The organism is Endozoicomonas sp. ALC013 (assembly GCF_049310205.1).
GTDB lineage: Bacteria > Pseudomonadota > Gammaproteobacteria > Pseudomonadales > Endozoicomonadaceae > Endozoicomonas.
Genome location: NZ_JBLYNS010000062.1, coordinates 1 through 16,273 on the forward strand (window position 1 = coordinate 1; position 16,273 = coordinate 16,273).

Annotated in this window: 14 protein-coding genes; 10 read left to right on the plus strand and 4 right to left on the minus strand. The window is 49.4% G+C overall.

Annotated elements, in window-relative coordinates:
* The first annotated feature begins 229 nt into the window (after positions 1-229).
* Positions 230-1,273 carry a hypothetical protein gene (locus ACO6V1_RS12760; protein WP_422467077.1) on the plus strand — a complete coding sequence of 348 codons (1,044 nt, stop codon included), beginning with the start codon at positions 230-232 and terminating at the stop codon, positions 1,271-1,273.
* A 212-nt stretch (positions 1,274-1,485) separates the two neighbouring features.
* Positions 1,486-2,589 (plus strand): hypothetical protein, encoded by a 1,104-nt coding sequence (locus tag ACO6V1_RS12765; RefSeq protein WP_422467079.1) that lies wholly within the window; start codon positions 1,486-1,488, stop codon positions 2,587-2,589.
* A gap of 28 nt (positions 2,590-2,617) precedes the next feature.
* Here ACO6V1_RS12765 and ACO6V1_RS12770 read toward each other — a convergent pair whose 3' ends face one another.
* The 4 genes from ACO6V1_RS12770 to pheS form a co-directional block, all read right to left on the minus strand.
* Positions 2,618-2,962 (minus strand): MerR family transcriptional regulator, encoded by a 345-nt coding sequence (locus ACO6V1_RS12770; RefSeq protein ID WP_269675122.1) that lies wholly within the window; start codon positions 2,960-2,962, stop codon positions 2,618-2,620.
* Positions 2,943-3,254: an integration host factor subunit alpha gene (gene ihfA, locus ACO6V1_RS12775; RefSeq protein WP_101747798.1), complete on the minus strand. Its 312-nt coding sequence runs from the start codon at positions 3,252-3,254 to the stop codon at positions 2,943-2,945. Before ihfA ends, ACO6V1_RS12770 begins: the two co-directional genes overlap by 20 nt.
* 116 nt (positions 3,255-3,370) lie before the next feature.
* Positions 3,371-5,773, minus strand: a complete 2,403-nt coding sequence (gene pheT, locus ACO6V1_RS12780; protein ID WP_422450526.1) for a phenylalanine--tRNA ligase subunit beta — start codon at positions 5,771-5,773, stop codon at positions 3,371-3,373.
* A 69-nt stretch (positions 5,774-5,842) separates the two neighbouring features.
* A complete protein-coding gene (gene pheS, locus ACO6V1_RS12785; RefSeq protein ID WP_422450525.1) occupies positions 5,843-6,871 on the minus strand; it encodes a phenylalanine--tRNA ligase subunit alpha in 1,029 nt (342 codons plus the stop codon).
* Positions 6,872-7,070: 199 nt separating this feature from the next.
* Here pheS and thiS point away from each other — a divergent pair, with 199 nt between their 5' ends.
* The 8 genes from thiS (at position 7,071) to ACO6V1_RS12825 (ending at position 16,265) form a co-directional block, all read left to right on the plus strand.
* Complete coding sequence (thiS, locus tag ACO6V1_RS12790) at positions 7,071-7,271, plus strand: sulfur carrier protein ThiS (protein ID WP_422450524.1); 201 nt, start codon at positions 7,071-7,073, stop codon at positions 7,269-7,271.
* 54 nt (positions 7,272-7,325) lie between these two features.
* Positions 7,326-8,105, plus strand: coding sequence for a thiazole synthase (locus tag ACO6V1_RS12795; protein ID WP_422467081.1), 780 nt, complete (start codon positions 7,326-7,328; stop codon positions 8,103-8,105).
* An 11-nt stretch (positions 8,106-8,116) separates the two neighbouring features.
* Positions 8,117-9,241 carry a 2-iminoacetate synthase ThiH gene (thiH, locus tag ACO6V1_RS12800; RefSeq protein ID WP_422467083.1) on the plus strand — a complete coding sequence of 375 codons (1,125 nt, stop codon included), beginning with the start codon at positions 8,117-8,119 and terminating at the stop codon, positions 9,239-9,241.
* A 27-nt stretch (positions 9,242-9,268) separates the two neighbouring features.
* A complete protein-coding gene (gene smrA / locus ACO6V1_RS12805) occupies positions 9,269-9,883 on the plus strand; it encodes a DNA endonuclease SmrA (protein WP_422467085.1) in 615 nt (204 codons plus the stop codon).
* 85 nt (positions 9,884-9,968) lie between these two features.
* The gene (locus tag ACO6V1_RS12810; RefSeq protein ID WP_422467087.1) at positions 9,969-12,329 is read left to right on the plus strand and encodes a hypothetical protein; all 2,361 of its coding nucleotides are present in this window, start codon (positions 9,969-9,971) and stop codon (positions 12,327-12,329) included.
* A 291-nt stretch (positions 12,330-12,620) separates the two neighbouring features.
* The gene (gene aspA, locus ACO6V1_RS12815) at positions 12,621-14,045 is read left to right on the plus strand and encodes an aspartate ammonia-lyase (protein WP_422467089.1); all 1,425 of its coding nucleotides are present in this window, start codon (positions 12,621-12,623) and stop codon (positions 14,043-14,045) included.
* A gap of 583 nt (positions 14,046-14,628) precedes the next feature.
* Positions 14,629-15,267, plus strand: a complete 639-nt coding sequence (locus tag ACO6V1_RS12820; protein WP_209277995.1) for a response regulator transcription factor — start codon at positions 14,629-14,631, stop codon at positions 15,265-15,267.
* Positions 15,268-15,881: 614 nt separating this feature from the next.
* Positions 15,882-16,265 (plus strand): response regulator, encoded by a 384-nt coding sequence (locus tag ACO6V1_RS12825; RefSeq protein WP_269675130.1) that lies wholly within the window; start codon positions 15,882-15,884, stop codon positions 16,263-16,265.
* Positions 16,266-16,273 lie beyond the last annotated feature (8 nt).

The window sequence follows — 16,273 nt, forward strand, 5'->3', positions numbered from 1 at the left end:
GTGATATGCATTAAGAAGGTCTTGAAACTGTTGGGACTGCATAACAAAATCTCCCATTTCAGATCCGGCCAATGCCATTGTGGCCATTGATCGCTGGAAGGCTGACTTCAGGTTCGACGCTTCAACCCCGGTGAATGGGTGATGAAAAGTTTTTTTTCGGTTTTGGTCAGGAACTTTGTATCGATCAGGTGTTCAAACAACGCAGGCTCATGTCCGAGGTCACTTTGTTATGAATGTCACTGGTTCTCAAATCATACGGCAAGTTCCAGCTTCACCAGTTCAGGAGAAGCAACACGAAGGAGTGGAAGCCATACCAGCAAAAGAGCCATCCTGCAGTGAGATGGCTAACGTCTTCCCGAAGTTGAGAGACACAGAAACGCTGGTCGAAAAAGCCAAGGCGGTTGCCAGACAATTAAAAGATCCTGACGGTAAATTAAACGACTGGGAGTTTCCCTGTAATTTAACCCCGTTGCATATTGCCTGTCTTGCTGGTGATATGGAACTGTTAAAACTCGCAATGCTGGATGATTTTTGCCAGGAGCACATTGATCAGCAAACATCTGCTGATACTGATGTTGATGCTACTGCAAATGAAACTAGTGCCAATGCAGCAACTGCATCACCAGAGGGCAATAACGAAGTTGGTGATCAACGGCCAATTGCCACGAACCACGACACGGCTTTGCATTTTGCCCTGCTGACCGGCTGGGACAAAGGAGCATTAGCGCTTATCGAAGAGCTTGATGTTCAGGATAAACTGAAAAACACGATTAACGACAGAGGCGAAAGCCTGCTCAGTCTGGCGGCAAGTCACAGCAGTCTTGAAGTTGTTCGTGGGCTTTGCGATTCTTTCAAGGCGAGTGAAAATTATCGGGAGTATCTGTTTCACAAATCAGAACACCATAGAACCTTGCTTCATTGTGCAGTAGACCAGAATGGTCCGGAAGTTTTCAACTATCTGCAAGATCAGCAAATGTCCGCAACCAGAGAAATGATCGCAGGTTCGGCGAATGATCAGGACAACCAGCTCCGGATGCTCCCGAGAACAACGCGTGCTGATAAAGATAGAAATGGTAATACACCCGAGAAACTTGCCGCAATGAAAGCTGGTCTGCGTTATATCCAGCAATTTCATGACAATCCCAAACTTGTAGAGGAAGTACGTTTTAGTGACAGTAATAACCCCTGGCTAGGTTACTACTTGCGAGACATTACTGGTTTAATGCAGCCTATATCCTGGATTTCGCCGTTTAGATCATGCACCCTCGTGTGAAGTGATCAGTCACTGCCTGTTCCGAAGTAATTTCTGACCAGGCAGAATGGATTGCCATGGCCTTCCGGTTTATCACAGAACATGGCAACCATCTTCACGTTCTACTCTTCAGCCCTGATAAATAAGTGATGGGAAATTTTTGGTTGTAGTCAGGAACTTTGTACCGGTCGTGTATTCAAATTACGCAGGTACACGTTCGAGGTCACCTTGTTATGGATGTCAATACTTCTCAAATTAATCCGTCTTTTCCGTCTTCAGCAGCCCAGGAGACGCAATCCGAAGGATTGAAGGTTATACCAACAAACGGGTCTTCCAGCAGTGAGGTTGCCAAGGTCTTTACGGAGTTGACAGACATTAAAATGCTGGTCGAAAAGGCTCAGGTGGTTGCTGGACTATTAAAAAGTGCTGAAGGTGGATTAAACGACTGGGATCTCCCTTGTGATTTAACCCCATTGCACATTGCCTGTCTCGCAGGTGATATGAAACTCTTACAGCTCGCTCTCAAGAATGATGTCTGCCGGAGTCGCATTGATCAACACACGGCGTCTTGTTCTACTACCACTACGTCTTCTACTCCCGATTCCATTACTATCACTACTACTATCTCTGTCACTGCGGCTATCGCTGCTAATGCTGCACGACTGGAGGACCCTGGTGAGATTAGAAATATCCTGCCAATTGCCATGAACCACGACACGGCCTTGCACTTTGCCCTTTTGACCGGCTGGAATGAAGGGGCACTCACCCTTATGGAAGCACTCAGAAAATTGGGTAAACTGGCAAATACTACGAACGACAAACGCAATAGCCTGTTTAGTCTGGCGGCAAGTCACAGCAGTCTTAAAGTAGTACGTGAGCTTTGCAGTCATTTCATGGGGAGTGAACATTACCGAGCGTATTTATTTCACAAATCAGAAGACCAGAAAACTTTGCTTCATTGTGCTGTGGAGCAGGATGATCATGAAGTTTTCGAATATCTGCAACGGGAGCAAATGGAAACAACCGACAATATAAATTGCGCTTTGGCAAGAAAACATGGCTACCGTTATCAGGATTTCCCGGAGAGATTACCGACAACAACACGTGCTGATAAAGATAGAAATGGCAACACACCCGAAGAACTTATTGCGCTGAAACTTGGCTTGGATAACATCCAGAAATTGAAAGACAATCCCAGGCTCTTAGAGCAAAAACGTTATCATGGCTGTGATAGTCTCTGGGAAAAATATTACTTGCAAGACATCACCTTTCTAATTGATCCAGTATCCTGGATTCCGCTGTGGAAAAAACCACCACTTAGCTACTTCTTCGGATGAAGTGATTGCCTGTTCCGAATCATTTAGCTCAGGACAAAATATCAACAACTGCTTCTAATTCCGATATTGCCTGCGCTATTTCAGTACGATAATCAAACGTTTGTTGCTTAACCGCATGACGCTTCAGCTGCGTGCGGGCTCCATCGATGGTAAAGCGCTGATCGTATAAAAGACTGCGGATCTGTCGAACCAGCTGTACGTCTTCATGGCGGTAGTAGCGCCGATTACCTCGACGAACCGGTGACAGTTGGGGGAATTCCTGCTCCCAATAGCGCAGCACATGAGACTTAACCAAACAGAGCTCACTGACTTCGCCAATGGTAAAGTAGCGTTTGCCAGGGATAGCTGGCAGATCACTCGTCCTGAGTTCCATGTCCTGCATAGGTTTCCACTCTCGCCTTGAGTTTCTGACCGGGTTTGAAGGTCACCACACGTCGTGGAGTGATCGGGATTTCCTCTCCCGTTTTCGGGTTCCGGCCTGGTCTTTGACGTTTATCGCGCAAATCAAAGTTACCAAAGCCGGACAGTTTCACCGATTGGTTTTTTTCGAGAGACTGGCGAATTTCCTCAAAAAACAGCTCGACCATCTCTTTGGCTTCGCGTTTGTTAAGGCCAAGCTCTTCATTCAGTCGCTCGGCCATATCGGCTTTCGTCAGGGCTCCCATGAACCAATCCCCTTTTTTGTTTTTCCCATGGTAATAGCTGTATCGGGTTTTCTGAAAGAAAGATAACAGGCTATTACCATGATCTTATTATTCACTCTGAGGCCATTGACTGGCGTTTACTGACGCAGGCTGGCATCGAAGTCCTGTTTCAAGCGGGCAACAACACGGTCAACCAGCTCATTAACCTCGTCATCCTTTAGAGTGCGGGAAGGATGCTGTAAGGTCAAGCCCATGGCCAGGCTCTTGAACCCTGCTTCAATACCCTGACCGGCATAAACATCAAAAGTATTGACCCGGCGCAACAGTTCACCGGCTTCACTGGCAATTACCCGTTCAATGTCGCCAGCAGCAGTGGCGGCATTAACCACCAGTGCCAGGTCACGGCGAACTTCAGGATACTTCGACAGGGCTGCAAAACGGGTAACTTGGCCTTCAGTCACCGCTTTCAGGCTGAGCTCAACCAGGTAAACCGCAGCTGGCATATCCATCGTCTTTGCCAGCGATGGGTGCAAGGCCCCAATATGACCAATCACTTTGCCAGCACGAACAATTTCGGCACACTGGCCAGGATGCATGGCAGCATGCTCGCCCTTGCGGAACACAAACTCATTACCGGCCTGCCCCAGGGCTAAGACCGCTTCGAAATCGCCTTTCAGGTCAAAGAAGTCAACGGCTTCAGCCTTGCCCTGCCAGCTTTGTGGATGACGGCTGCCAGTAATCAGGGCAGCCAGCATTGGCTCCTGTTTAAGTTCATCGCCGTCTTTGCCCTTTTCCCTGATAAAGGTCAGACCTGTTTCAAACAGACGAACCCGGCTTTGCTGACGATTCAGGTTGTAGCCAGCGGTTTTAACCAGTCCTGGCAGCAACGTTGTGCGCATCACGGACAGATCGCTGGCAATCGGGTTGGACAGGGCAACAGGCTCACGCTGAGGATCAAACAGCCGGTGCAGTTCCGGAGCGATAAAGCTGAAGCACACCGCCTCCTGATAACCACGGGCCGTCAGTACACGACGAATGTCTGATTCATGAACCCGGGACTCGTCCACCTGTTTCATCTTTAACATCGCTGTCGGCGTGCTCTCAGGCAGATTGTTGTAGCCGTAAATTCGGCCAAGCTCTTCCACCAGATCTTCTTCGATGGCAATATCAAAGCGCCAGCTGGGGACAGACACCGTCCAGCATGCCTGGTCATCGGTCTCTTCAACAAGCGTTAAGCCCAGACCCAGGCGCGACAGTAATGCTTCGATATGACGGTTTTCGATGGCCATACCCAGCAGTGACGTCACTTTTTCAGAACGCAGTGTCACTTCACGCAGAGCAGGCAGGTGGGCTTCGCTGGCCACTTCCGTTACCGGACCCGGTTCACCGCCACAAATCTCGACGATCAGGGCCGTGGCACGTTCAACCGCGTTGTTCTGCAGCTGGAAATCCACACCCCGTTCAAAGCGGTGGGAAGAGTCCGTGTGCAAGCCATAGGAACGGGCCTTACCGGCAATGGTAATCGGATCAAAGAATGCGCTTTCCAGGAAGATATGACGGGTCTGGTCACTGACGCCGGAACCTTCTCCCCCCATCACCCCGGCAATCGCCAGAGCCTTCTGCTCATCAGCAATGACCAGTGTGTTGTCGTTCAGTGTGACTTCCTGACCATCCAGCAGGGTCAGCTTCTCGCCAGCCTCCGCCATGCGCACATGAATGCTGCCAGAGAGCGTATTCAGGTCAAAGCCGTGCATAGGCTGACCCAGTTCCAACATGACGTAGTTGGTGACATCCACCACCGGGTCAATGGAGCGGACACCGGAGCGGCGCAGATGCTCAGTGAGCCACAATGGCGCAGAACGGGAAACGTCCACGTTACGAATAACCCGGCCAACATAGCGCGGGCAGCCCTGTGGAGCATCAATATGAACCGGGAAGGTATCATCAATGGCGGGTGCCACTTCCACTATCTGCTCTTCTGTCACATCCGCCAGAAAGTTTGCGCTGACTTCACGGGCCAGACCGGCGATGCTCAGACAGTCACCGCGATTAGGGGTCAGGTCCACATCGATGATCTTGTCGTCCAGAGACAGGTATTCACGAATATTCTGGCCAACCGGGGCATCCAGAGGCAGCTCCATCAAACCATCGGAAGACTCGGCCATGCCGAGCTCTTCTTCGGCACAGAGCATGCCGAAGGATTCAACACCGCGCAATTTGGCTTTTTTGATTTTGAAGTTGCCGGGCAATACGGCACCCACGGTGGCAAAGGGAACCTTGATACCCACCCGGGCATTAGGGGCACCACACACCACCTGGAAAGACTCACTGCCGGTACTGACCTGAGTCACCCGCAGCTTATCGGCGTCCGGGTGCTGCTCACAGGCCACAATTTCACCAATAACGACACCGGTAAACTCACCGGCAACGGCTTCAACCTCGTCAACCTCCAGACCGGCCATGGTGATTTTATCTACCAGCGCCTGGGTATCGACCTCAATATTGACCCACTGCCGCAACCACTTTTCACTGAATTTCATGCTATTTACTCAATCCTGCTAAAACCGTCTGTTCTTAAACGTTTGAAAATGACGCTGTCCCAACCGCTCCTAACGGAACTGATCCAGGAAGCGCAAGTCGTTCTCAAAGAACTGGCGCAGGTCATTGACGCCATAACGCAGCATGGCAAAACGCTCAACCCCCATACCAAAGGCAAAACCGGTGTACTTTTCAGGATCGATCCCGGAGTAGCGGAACACGTCCGGGTGCACCATGCCGCAGCCCAGCACTTCCAGCCATTTGATCGAGCCATCGTCGTTACGGCCCCACTCAATATCCACCTCGGCAGAAGGCTCAGTGAACGGGAAGTAGGATGGACGGAAACGAACCTGCAGATCATCCCGCTCAAAAAAGACTCTCAGGAAGTCAATCAGAACACTTTTCAGGTCCGCAAAGCTGACTTTCTCGGCAACGTACAGACCTTCCACCTGGTGGAACATCGGGCTGTGGGTCTGGTCAGAATCACAGCGATACACCTTACCCGGGCAAACAATGGCAATGGGCGGGTTCTCGTTATTTTTGACAAAACGCTCCATGGTACGAACCTGAACCGGTGAGGTGTGGGTTCTCAGTACAGTAGTGTCGTCAAAATAGAACGTGTCGTGCATGGCACGGGCCGGATGGTGACCGGGAATATTCAGGGCTTCGAAGTTGTGGTAATCATCTTCGATTTCCGGCCCTTGCTCCACGGTAAAGCCGATGCGACCGAAATAGTCGGCAATCCGTTCCATGGTACGGGTAATCGGGTGAACAGTACCCAACACCTGACCACGCCCGGCCAGGGATACATCAATGGCCTCACTGGCCAGTCGGGCATCCAGGGCCTGTTGATCCAGCAACGCTTTTTTATGGTTGATCGCGTCCTGAACCTGCTGCTTGCCCTTGTTAATCAGCCCACCTGCTTTTGGTCGCTCCTCAGGGGAGAGCTGGCCAAGGGCCTTGAGCAAAGAGGTCAGCTCGCCTTTCTTACCAAGGAACTGAACGCGGATCTCGTCCAGACCTGAGGCGTCAGCAACGGCTTCAACGGCACTGAGTGCGCTGGCCACCAGCGTATCAAGCGTGTTATCCAGATTCTCCATGGGGTTTCCAAAACAGATGAGCTACAGAAAATAAACGGTCAATTCTAACGGCTGAACCCTGCCTTGGGTAGAGTTGTCACCGCCAATAATGAAGAGTATTTGTCTTTGTGCCTCAACCCGGCTGTGCAGATCATTTGTCAAACACCCCCCGGATTCTTTAGAATCTTGCCAACTAAAAAGGACTGGCACCCAATTGACCATGCAGATCACGGTAAACAATCAGCCGATGGCAGTGGAGCCCCCTATCAGCGTTGAGGCCCTGTTACAGCAACTGAACCACCTGGAAAAAGGCGTAGCCCTTGCGGTCAATTGTAAAATCATCAGCCGCTCCCGGTGGGCATCTTATCTGCTGAGTGACGGGGATAACATTACCCTGATAAAAGCAACGGCGGGTGGCTAGGAGGCTGTCCGAGACAAACATAAACCAAAGCGCACTAAATAACGTAAGGCTGGCATGCTGGAAATTGCGGATAAAACCTTTTCTTCACGACTGTTTACCGGAACTGGAAAGTTCAGTAACAGCCAATTGATGACCGATGCCATTATTGCCTCCGGCAGTGAACTGGTCACTATGGCGCTGAAGCGGGTTGACCTGAATGAGCAGCAGGACAATATCCTCGGGCCTCTTCTCGACCGACAGCTGGAGCACAACCTGAACCTGCTGCCAAACACCTCAGGTGCCCGCACTGCGGATGAAGCCATTTACGCAGCCCAGCTGGCCAGAGAAGCCCTCGGCACCCATTTCGTCAAAGTCGAAATTCATCCTGACCCCAAATACCTTCTGCCAGACCCCATTGAAACCCTGAAAGCCTGCGAAACCTTAAGTGCCATGGGTTTTGCCGTCATGCCTTATATCCATGCCGATCCGGTTCTCTGCAAACGCCTGGAGGAAGTGGGTGTTGCCGCCGTTATGCCCCTGGGCTCCCCCATTGGCAGCAACCTGGGGTTGAAGACCAAAGAGTTTATCCAGATCATTATTGAACAAAGCTCGGTACCAGTGGTGATTGATGCGGGCATAGGCAGCCCTTCCGATGCGGCCCTGGCCATGGAGATGGGGGCTGATGCCGTGCTGGTCAATTCCGCCATCGCCGTGGCCCGTGATCCGGTACAAATGGCCATCGCCTTTAAAGATGCCGTTATCGCCGGTCGCAGGGCATACCAGGCCGGTCTTGGTGGGCGCTCATTACAGGCCCAGGCCAGCAGCCCGTTAACGGCCTTTCTGGATGACCTTTAGGAGAGGACCTGATGACCTTTCTTGACCACTTTAATCAGCTTCAGTGGGATGAACTGAAAATGACCATCCACAGCCAGACCGCTGCGAATGTAGAAAACGCCCTGCACAGCACCAGACTGAACCATCAGCAGTTTCTGGCACTGATATCCCCGGCGGCAGAGCCCTATCTGGAAGCCATGGCGCAAAAAAGCAGGCAGCTGACCCGACAACGGTTCGGCAATACTTTGCAGCTCTTTATTCCCCTCTATCTCTCCAACAAGTGCACTAATATCTGCACTTACTGCGGTTTCAGTCTCGGTAACAAAATTCGCCGGAAAACCCTGAAGATGGACGAGCTGGACCGGGAAGTGGCAGCGATCAAAAAGATGGGTTTCGATCATATCCTGCTGGTGACTGGCGAAGCCCCGGGGACAGTGGGTGTCAGCTACATCAAATCGGTGATTGAGCGGCTGCGGCCACACTTTGCCCATATCAGTATTGAGGTCCAGCCTCTGGATCAGGAAGATTACCAATCCCTGATGGCAGCTGGCCTTGATGCAGTGCTGGTTTACCAGGAAACCTATCACCGGTCTGCCTATGAGCAATACCATCTCCGGGGCAGCAAAATGAATTTCAATTACCGTCTGGAAACCGCTGACCGACTGGGACGGGCGGGCATTGATAAAATCGGCGTTGGTGCCTTGATTGGCCTGGAAGACTGGCGAACCGACTCGGCCATGGTGGCGGCTCACCTGGATTACCTGGAAAAGTCCTACTGGCGCACCCGCTATTCCATTTCCTTCCCCCGATTGCGCCCCTGTGAAGGTGATTTTCAGCCGGTATCGGTGATCTCTGACCGGCAGCTGGTTCAGCTGATCTGTGCTTACCGCCTGTTCAAACCCGAAGCCGAGCTCTCCTTATCCACCCGTGAATCGGCAACGTTCCGGGATAATGTCCTGCCCCTGGGCATCACCACCATGAGTGCCTATTCCAGCACCCACCCGGGTGGCTATGCGGATGACAATATCCTGGGCAATGAAGATCTGGAACAGTTCACCATTGACGACAATCGACGTCCAGAAGCAGTGGCGGATGCCATTCGTGCCAAAGGGCTCGAACCGGTCTGGAAAGACTGGTCCCACTGTTTCAGCCATTAACAGTTTCACTTGGTCAGTTATCCGGCTATGAGCAACTCAACAAATAACTCATCTGACAATTCATCAGAAAATGATGACATCTCTGCTTTCCTGAAAGAGATGAAAGGCGTAAACCCGTTAAAACAGAAAGCAACCGCAGATACCCAGAGAGTTCAGCGGGTCACACCGGGCCAGGAGATTCGCAAGGCCGCTGCAGAAGACACCTTTACCGACCCGAATTTTCTTTCACTGCTCAACCCGAAGATGGTCAAACCCCATGACTTTCTGGTCTGGAAGCGGGATGGCGTACAGGAAGGCGTATTCAAAAAACTCCGCCTGGGCAAATATGATATTGAGGCACGCCTTGACCTGCACCACAAAACCGCCCGGGAAGCACAGGAGCAGGTTTTCCAGTTTATCAATGATTGCCGGGAACACGAGCTGCGTACCGTCTTGATAGCCCATGGGCGTGGCGAGAAAAGCACCCCGCCTGCCCTGCTGAAAAGTTACCTGTACAACTGGCTACCCCAGATGGAAGCGGTGCTGGCGTTTCACAGCGCACTGAAAGTCCATGGCGGCTCTGGAGCACTGTATGTGATGATCAGAAAAAGCGAGCGGGAAAAGCTGGAAAACCGCGAGCGCCATGCAAAACGGACAAAATAAACTACCTGAAGTCGGAAAATGTTAGAACTATAAGACCAAATCCGAGTCTAATCTGAACTCAGAATAGCTCGGAAAGGTGACAGAGATGGATGCCAATCAGTCGGCTTCAGCAACTCAAGGTTCTTCAATTGGTTCTCACACTGAGACTCCCACCACTCAACCAGGACCTCGTTCACGGCATAAGCATCGAGAGATTCATCGACCCAAAAAAGCCTCCAAGAGCACTTCTGCCCGCAGCCTCTCAGAAAGAGAGAAAGTTGCAAAAGCTCTATATGACAGGGGGGCTTCCTCTATGCAGCATATTCCTGACCGGGTTCTTAAAAATCAGTGGCAATCAGAAACCGCTCACCTTCCGAGAGAATACCAACGACAGCATATTGCTGAGATGCAAGGATTAAAAAAAATACAAAAACTGGTTCAGGAGGGACGAAAAGATGAGCTGGATAAAATTATTGGAACCACGGTGTCTTATACAGACATTACCGATGGCATTCAAACAGTGATCAATAAAAGTGAACAGCATCCGGGAAAACCCGGCATAAACCAGCAACTCCGACAGATTAAAGAACAAACGCCTGTTACTCAATTAAAAGTACTTAAATCAATAGCGCTTGATCTATCAAGTACATTACACAGAAAAAGCAAGGAGTTCCTGACAAAAACAGATAAGGAAAACTTTCATCACTGGTTTCAGGCAACCATGCGCTGCATGCTGAAAACAGACGCTATTGAGCAGACATCTGACAGCAAACTGCCTGTAATTGCTGAAGCAACCCTTCAGTTGTTTCAGATAATAATCGACAGACAATTAGCCGATCCCGATCTTGTGCCTTATGTTCTTCTGGCAAAAACATTGGGTAAACTTTACAAGCTGTCCATTAATCAATCTGTTTCGGGAGAAACAAGAGCCAGACTAACGACGGTTATCGCATCACTTTGTGATAGCTTTGAGAACTCTGACATTGCCCGAACCCCGGCATTTATTGGTTTGAGAGAACAATCGCTGGTCATTCACCTGAAATCACTAAATCCTGCCGGAGTTAATATTCCTTCCAGTAAAAGCATGGAGGTTCTTACTGATCTTATTGAAATAGCTCCAACCACAGAAAACATATTTTTATTGATAAAAATCCTTGTAAACTTTTATGGTCTGGTTGACTTTGGAGATGAAGAGCAAGTAAGGCAACAGATAAAAAAAATTACTGCATCAGATGTTTCCGATGCTCTGATTGCTTACCTTGACGGCAACATCACAGAAGTTGTTGCTTCAGATAGTCAAAACCCCATGGTTATTTGGCTGAAGGCTATGATTGCCCTTAACCATCAGCTTGACCCGGAAAAGTCTGAACGGTTATTAGTTGATGCTGCCAGTAACGATGATACGATGCATTTTGAACTGGCCCGGTTTTACCTTGAGCACTGCCAATCACCTGATCTTGAAAAACTGGCAACCATCAAATCCTTATTAGAGAAATCAGAATCCAGACTCCATGAAGCAGAGCGGTCTTTATGGTTGCAATGCAATGCAAAGGTTAATCAACTTATATTCCTGGCAGAAGAAAGCCAAATAACACCATCAAGTAATAATGCATTGCAAACCGTTCCTCCTGGGAAAAACGACAGGGTTGAGCTAATTGAAGCCAAACCTTCAGCAACATCTGCCATAGAGACGAAGCAAGCGCTATTAACCGATCTGTCTTCAGTGATGTCACTGACAGAAGCGCTCATCAATAAATATCAATATCACCAGGATACCACTTCTGGTAATAACGATGCGGTTAAAGAATTTTCAGTTATTGGCTGGAAGGGAAAAAAACTCAACCCTTTTGAAGCAATGAAGCCTGAAAACCGGAATCCTGTCATCAATAAGCTGCTTCGCCATATTCATACCTGTAGAATTTTCAACAATCTTGAAGAGGAAGTCAGATGTTATGACATTCTGAAAAACCAGAAATTCATGTTCATGTTACAGTTCGAACGCCTGCTCGAAGAAGCAACATGGACGCTTCTTCATTGCACTGAAGATCCGCATAGCGGTGGTCTGAGATCAACTCAACAAGAGCGGCTGGATGCCCTGAATTTAGCAAAGCAGATGATGATCCTATGCCTGCAACATACGGTTAAACAACCTGAGATAGTAGACAGTAAGCAGCGAGTTAACGACCGTATTGCATCGCTAACTGACTGGCTTGATAACATCAATAACTTTGGCGGCGATAAAGAATTGCAACAGTCTATGAGACACAATATCCGTTGTCGCGCAGGAAGTGGTCTTGGTCATATCTTTCGATTTATTCAGGAGGAAACAGGAAGAAGCGAAATGGCAAAAAAGGCCTCCCTGTGCTTCGGGGCCAAGACGACATTTGACCCCTGCTATAAACCCGAGTGCAAAGGCCCTAAGGAAAATAGAGAACAATACTACCGTCGGGTAACTCTTTACCGATAATCTGAATGTTAAACCACACTCAGCGTTGGAGGCTCTTAGTGTGGCATACCTGTCCTCATTGCCAGTCACAAGCATAGATATAAAAACTGATCAAAATTGATACAGATCATTCATCTTTTATTTTTTTGATAACTTTTATTCAGTTAGGTAGTACCACTTATTGCTGATAGTTATGGAGAGGCACAGACTAAACCCAGCCAGCCTGCTTTTACCAAGCAAAACAGGCTTATCCGATGCAGGCTAATGATTTTCCTCCAGTGCGCAAGTATGGCGCTATCCCAGGCCAAGAAAATGACAGACCTTACCCAATACCGAATTGAACACGATCTGCTCGGTGAAGCTCCGGTTCCGGAAAATGTTTACTATGGCATCCAGACCCAGCGTGCCATTGAAAACTTCCAGATCAGCGGTGTTCAGCTGAACCACTATGCCAACCTGCCACGGGCCCTGGCTATGGTCAAGAAAGCCTGTGCACTGGCGAACCGTGATCTGGGCATGCTGGACCAGCAGAAAGCAGAAGCCATTGCTGATGCCTGTGATGAGATCATCGAAGGCCGTCTGCACGATCAGTTTGTTGTTGACATGATTCAGGGCGGTGCGGGTACTTCCACCAACATGAACGCCAACGAAGTCATCTGTAACCGTGCCCTGGAGCTTATGGGACATCGTCGTGGTGAATACCAGTACCTGCACCCGAACACCCACGTCAACATGGCACAGTCTACCAACGACGTATACCCGACAGCGATGCGTCTGGCCATGGTGCTCAAGCACAAGTCACTGCTGGTTGCCATCAAGACCCTGAAAAATGCCCTGGACGTCAAAGCCAACGAGTTCAACGACATTCTGAAGATGGGCCGTACCCAGTTGCAGGACGCCGTTCCTATGACCCTGGGTCAGGAATTCCGTGCCTTCAGCACCACCATCGGTGAAGACATTCAGCGTATCGGTGAAATGGCCGCGCTGCTGCGTGAAGTGAACCTGGGTGGTACGGCGATCGGTACCGGCATCACGGCTGACAGCCGTTATGCGCCGCTGGCCATCAAATACCTGAGTGAAATCTCTGGCCAGGAAATGATTCTGGCTGGCGACCTGGTGGAAGCCACGTCCGATATGGGCGCATTCGTTATTTTCTCCAGCGCCCTGAAACGTCTGGCGGTTAAGCTGTCCAAAATCAGCAATGACCTGCGTCTGCTCTCCAGTGGCCCGCTGTGTGGCTTTAACGAGATCAACCTGCCAGAGATGCAGCCTGGTTCGTCGATCATGCCTGGCAAAGTGAACCCGGTTATTCCGGAAGCCATGAACCAGATCGCGTTCCACGTTATTGGTAACGACATGGTTGTAACCCTGGCTTCTGAGGCTGCACAGCTGCAGCTGAACTACGCTGAGCCAGTATTGGTTTATAAGATTCTTGAGTCTATCCAGCAGTTGTCTGCCGGCATGAACATGCTGACCGAGAAGTGCATCAAGGGCATTACCGCCAACCGTGACGTGTGCCAAAGCTACGTAGACAACAGTGTTGGTCTGGTTACCGCACTGAACCCATACCTGGGCTACGAAAACTCCAGCCGCATCGCCAAGACTGCCCTGAAGAGCGGCCGTCGTGTAGTTGACCTGGTGCTGGAAGAAGGCCTGCTGACCGAAGATCAGCTAAAAGAGATCCTGAAACCGGAAAACATGATTGCGCCGCTGAATCTGAGCCAGTCAGCTCACTGATGATTTAACACTGACTTCAGAGCCTGTAGAAGTACAGGCCTTTTGCTTCAATACCCTCCACCACAAACACTCCACCTACGCACAAATCCACAACCCAAGCAGTATTATCCCTGATAACAATACAGGAAATATCATCTAATATAATGCGCCTTACTCAGATTGATGTTTGTTTGCGTTACATAACCTGTAAATTTACGCAGTCAACGGAAATACTGGTACGAAACCAGAAGAAATTGATACCTGCGGGAAGTATTACTCTGCATAAACTGCGAAAATAACGACTGATCTTCAAAAAGAGTTCCAGTGTAAGCCGGAGTTGTTTTTTATTTGCCCTGATAAAGCAACAGCATCACACTCTGCTAAACTCTTTGCCGAGAGACGCTAAAACACAGAGCGAATTCCACAACTTTTAAGCAATCTTTTTCAACCTGTGTGACTTCCGGCCAACCTTCCGGTTAACGCAGTTGATGCTCAAAGAGCGTTAATTATGGCTTTCCCGCATCACTTCTTTCCAGCCTGATGGCAAAAACACCGAATTATACGGCAAACTTCTCACAGTGGAGTCATTATGCAGCAACAGGACATGAAGCAAGAACCAACCGTATTTATCATCGATGATGACGAGGCTGTGCGTGACTCGCTGAAAATGTTGATGAGGTCAGTAGGTCAGACTGTCGAAGCCTTCTCTTCACCTGCTGAGTTCCTTGAAGTTTACGATGAAAACCGGCCTGGCTGTATTGTGCTGGACATCCGCATGCCCGGCATGAGCGGACTTGAGCTGCAGAGCAAGCTCAACGAGATGCACTGCATTCTGCCCATCATCTTCATCACGGGTCATGGTGATGTGCCTATGGCGGTTCAGGCCATCAAAGATGGCGCAATGAACTTTATCCAGAAACCTTTCCGCGACCAGGAACTACTGGACCTGATCAACGATGCCCTGAAACTGGATACGCAGCAGAGAAGAGAACTGCTGGAGCACAAGGAAATTCTCCGCAGGCTGTCGACCCTGACTGATCGTGAGCGTGAAGTACTGCACCATGTGGTTGAGGGTAAAGCCAACAAGGTCATCGCTGCGGATATCAACCTGAGTCAGCGCACGGTGGAAATCCATCGCTCCCGCGTTATGGAAAAGATGGGTACCAAATCCCTTGCTCACCTGGTGCGTCAGGTCATGCAGGTAAAAGAACATCTGGACGGCGAATTTAACTTCAAAATCTAACCTGCACCGGCCTGCTCCGTATACCTCACTCTACGAGGTTGCGGAGCCGCTTCTGCTTAAGCCACATCCACTTTCCTGGATTGGTTAAACAGCCAGCTTGAAACACCTGTATAAAGTTTCGACACCTTGGTTAATGGAATGAAAAGTAATTCAGTTACTTCTAAAATGAAATTACCCCACAGCCATTACGGGATTGACCAAATAACGACCCATTATAATTTCCGTTTAATTCTAAAAAAAATGATCTAAACGAATAATATAATAATTAAACGAACGAACAGTCATACACTTAGGTACTCGCCGAATCACGTCAAGTACATCCCTCCATTCAGGATTAAGCCAGCTAAACCTAAACTGAAGTCGTACCATTAGACAATGGCAAGAAGAGACGGTGAAATACTTTCTAAACAAGTTCGGTTTAATTTGAATCAGAGGGTATTTCATATTTTAAAGGTTGCTTCTTGAGCTGCTGTTAACGGCGGAACAGCCTGCATACGTCATGCATGCCAATCCTGCCGCATGTTATCGATAAGCAGCAGCTTTTTTGCTTACAGCTGTTTCATTGCAACACGCCTTGCAAACGACAGGTTACTTATTACCGCCAGGCTGCCTTTATGAACCTCGCAACCCACTGCTCAGTCTACTTATTGGAACAGGATTCCGGCACTGCCGAGACTATTCGCAGCCTGTGCCATGAAAAATCCATGGAGCTTATCTGCTTCAGTTCGCATTTTGAACTGTTAAATGCACTTAAGGCCGATCAGCCATCCTGTATCATTGCAGCGAATGACCAGCCTGATGGCCAGGCTCTGAACCTGATGCAGGACCTGGCCAGTAGCGACCACCAGGTTCCGGTTATCATCCTTGGACATCATAATGATGTATCCAGCGCTGTTGCAGCCATTAAAGCTGGCGCTGTCGATTACATTGAAAAACCCACCATCTACGGCCGACTGGCAGAACAGCTGAACCTGGTCGTCAAACAGTCATTCCAATAAGCTTAAGC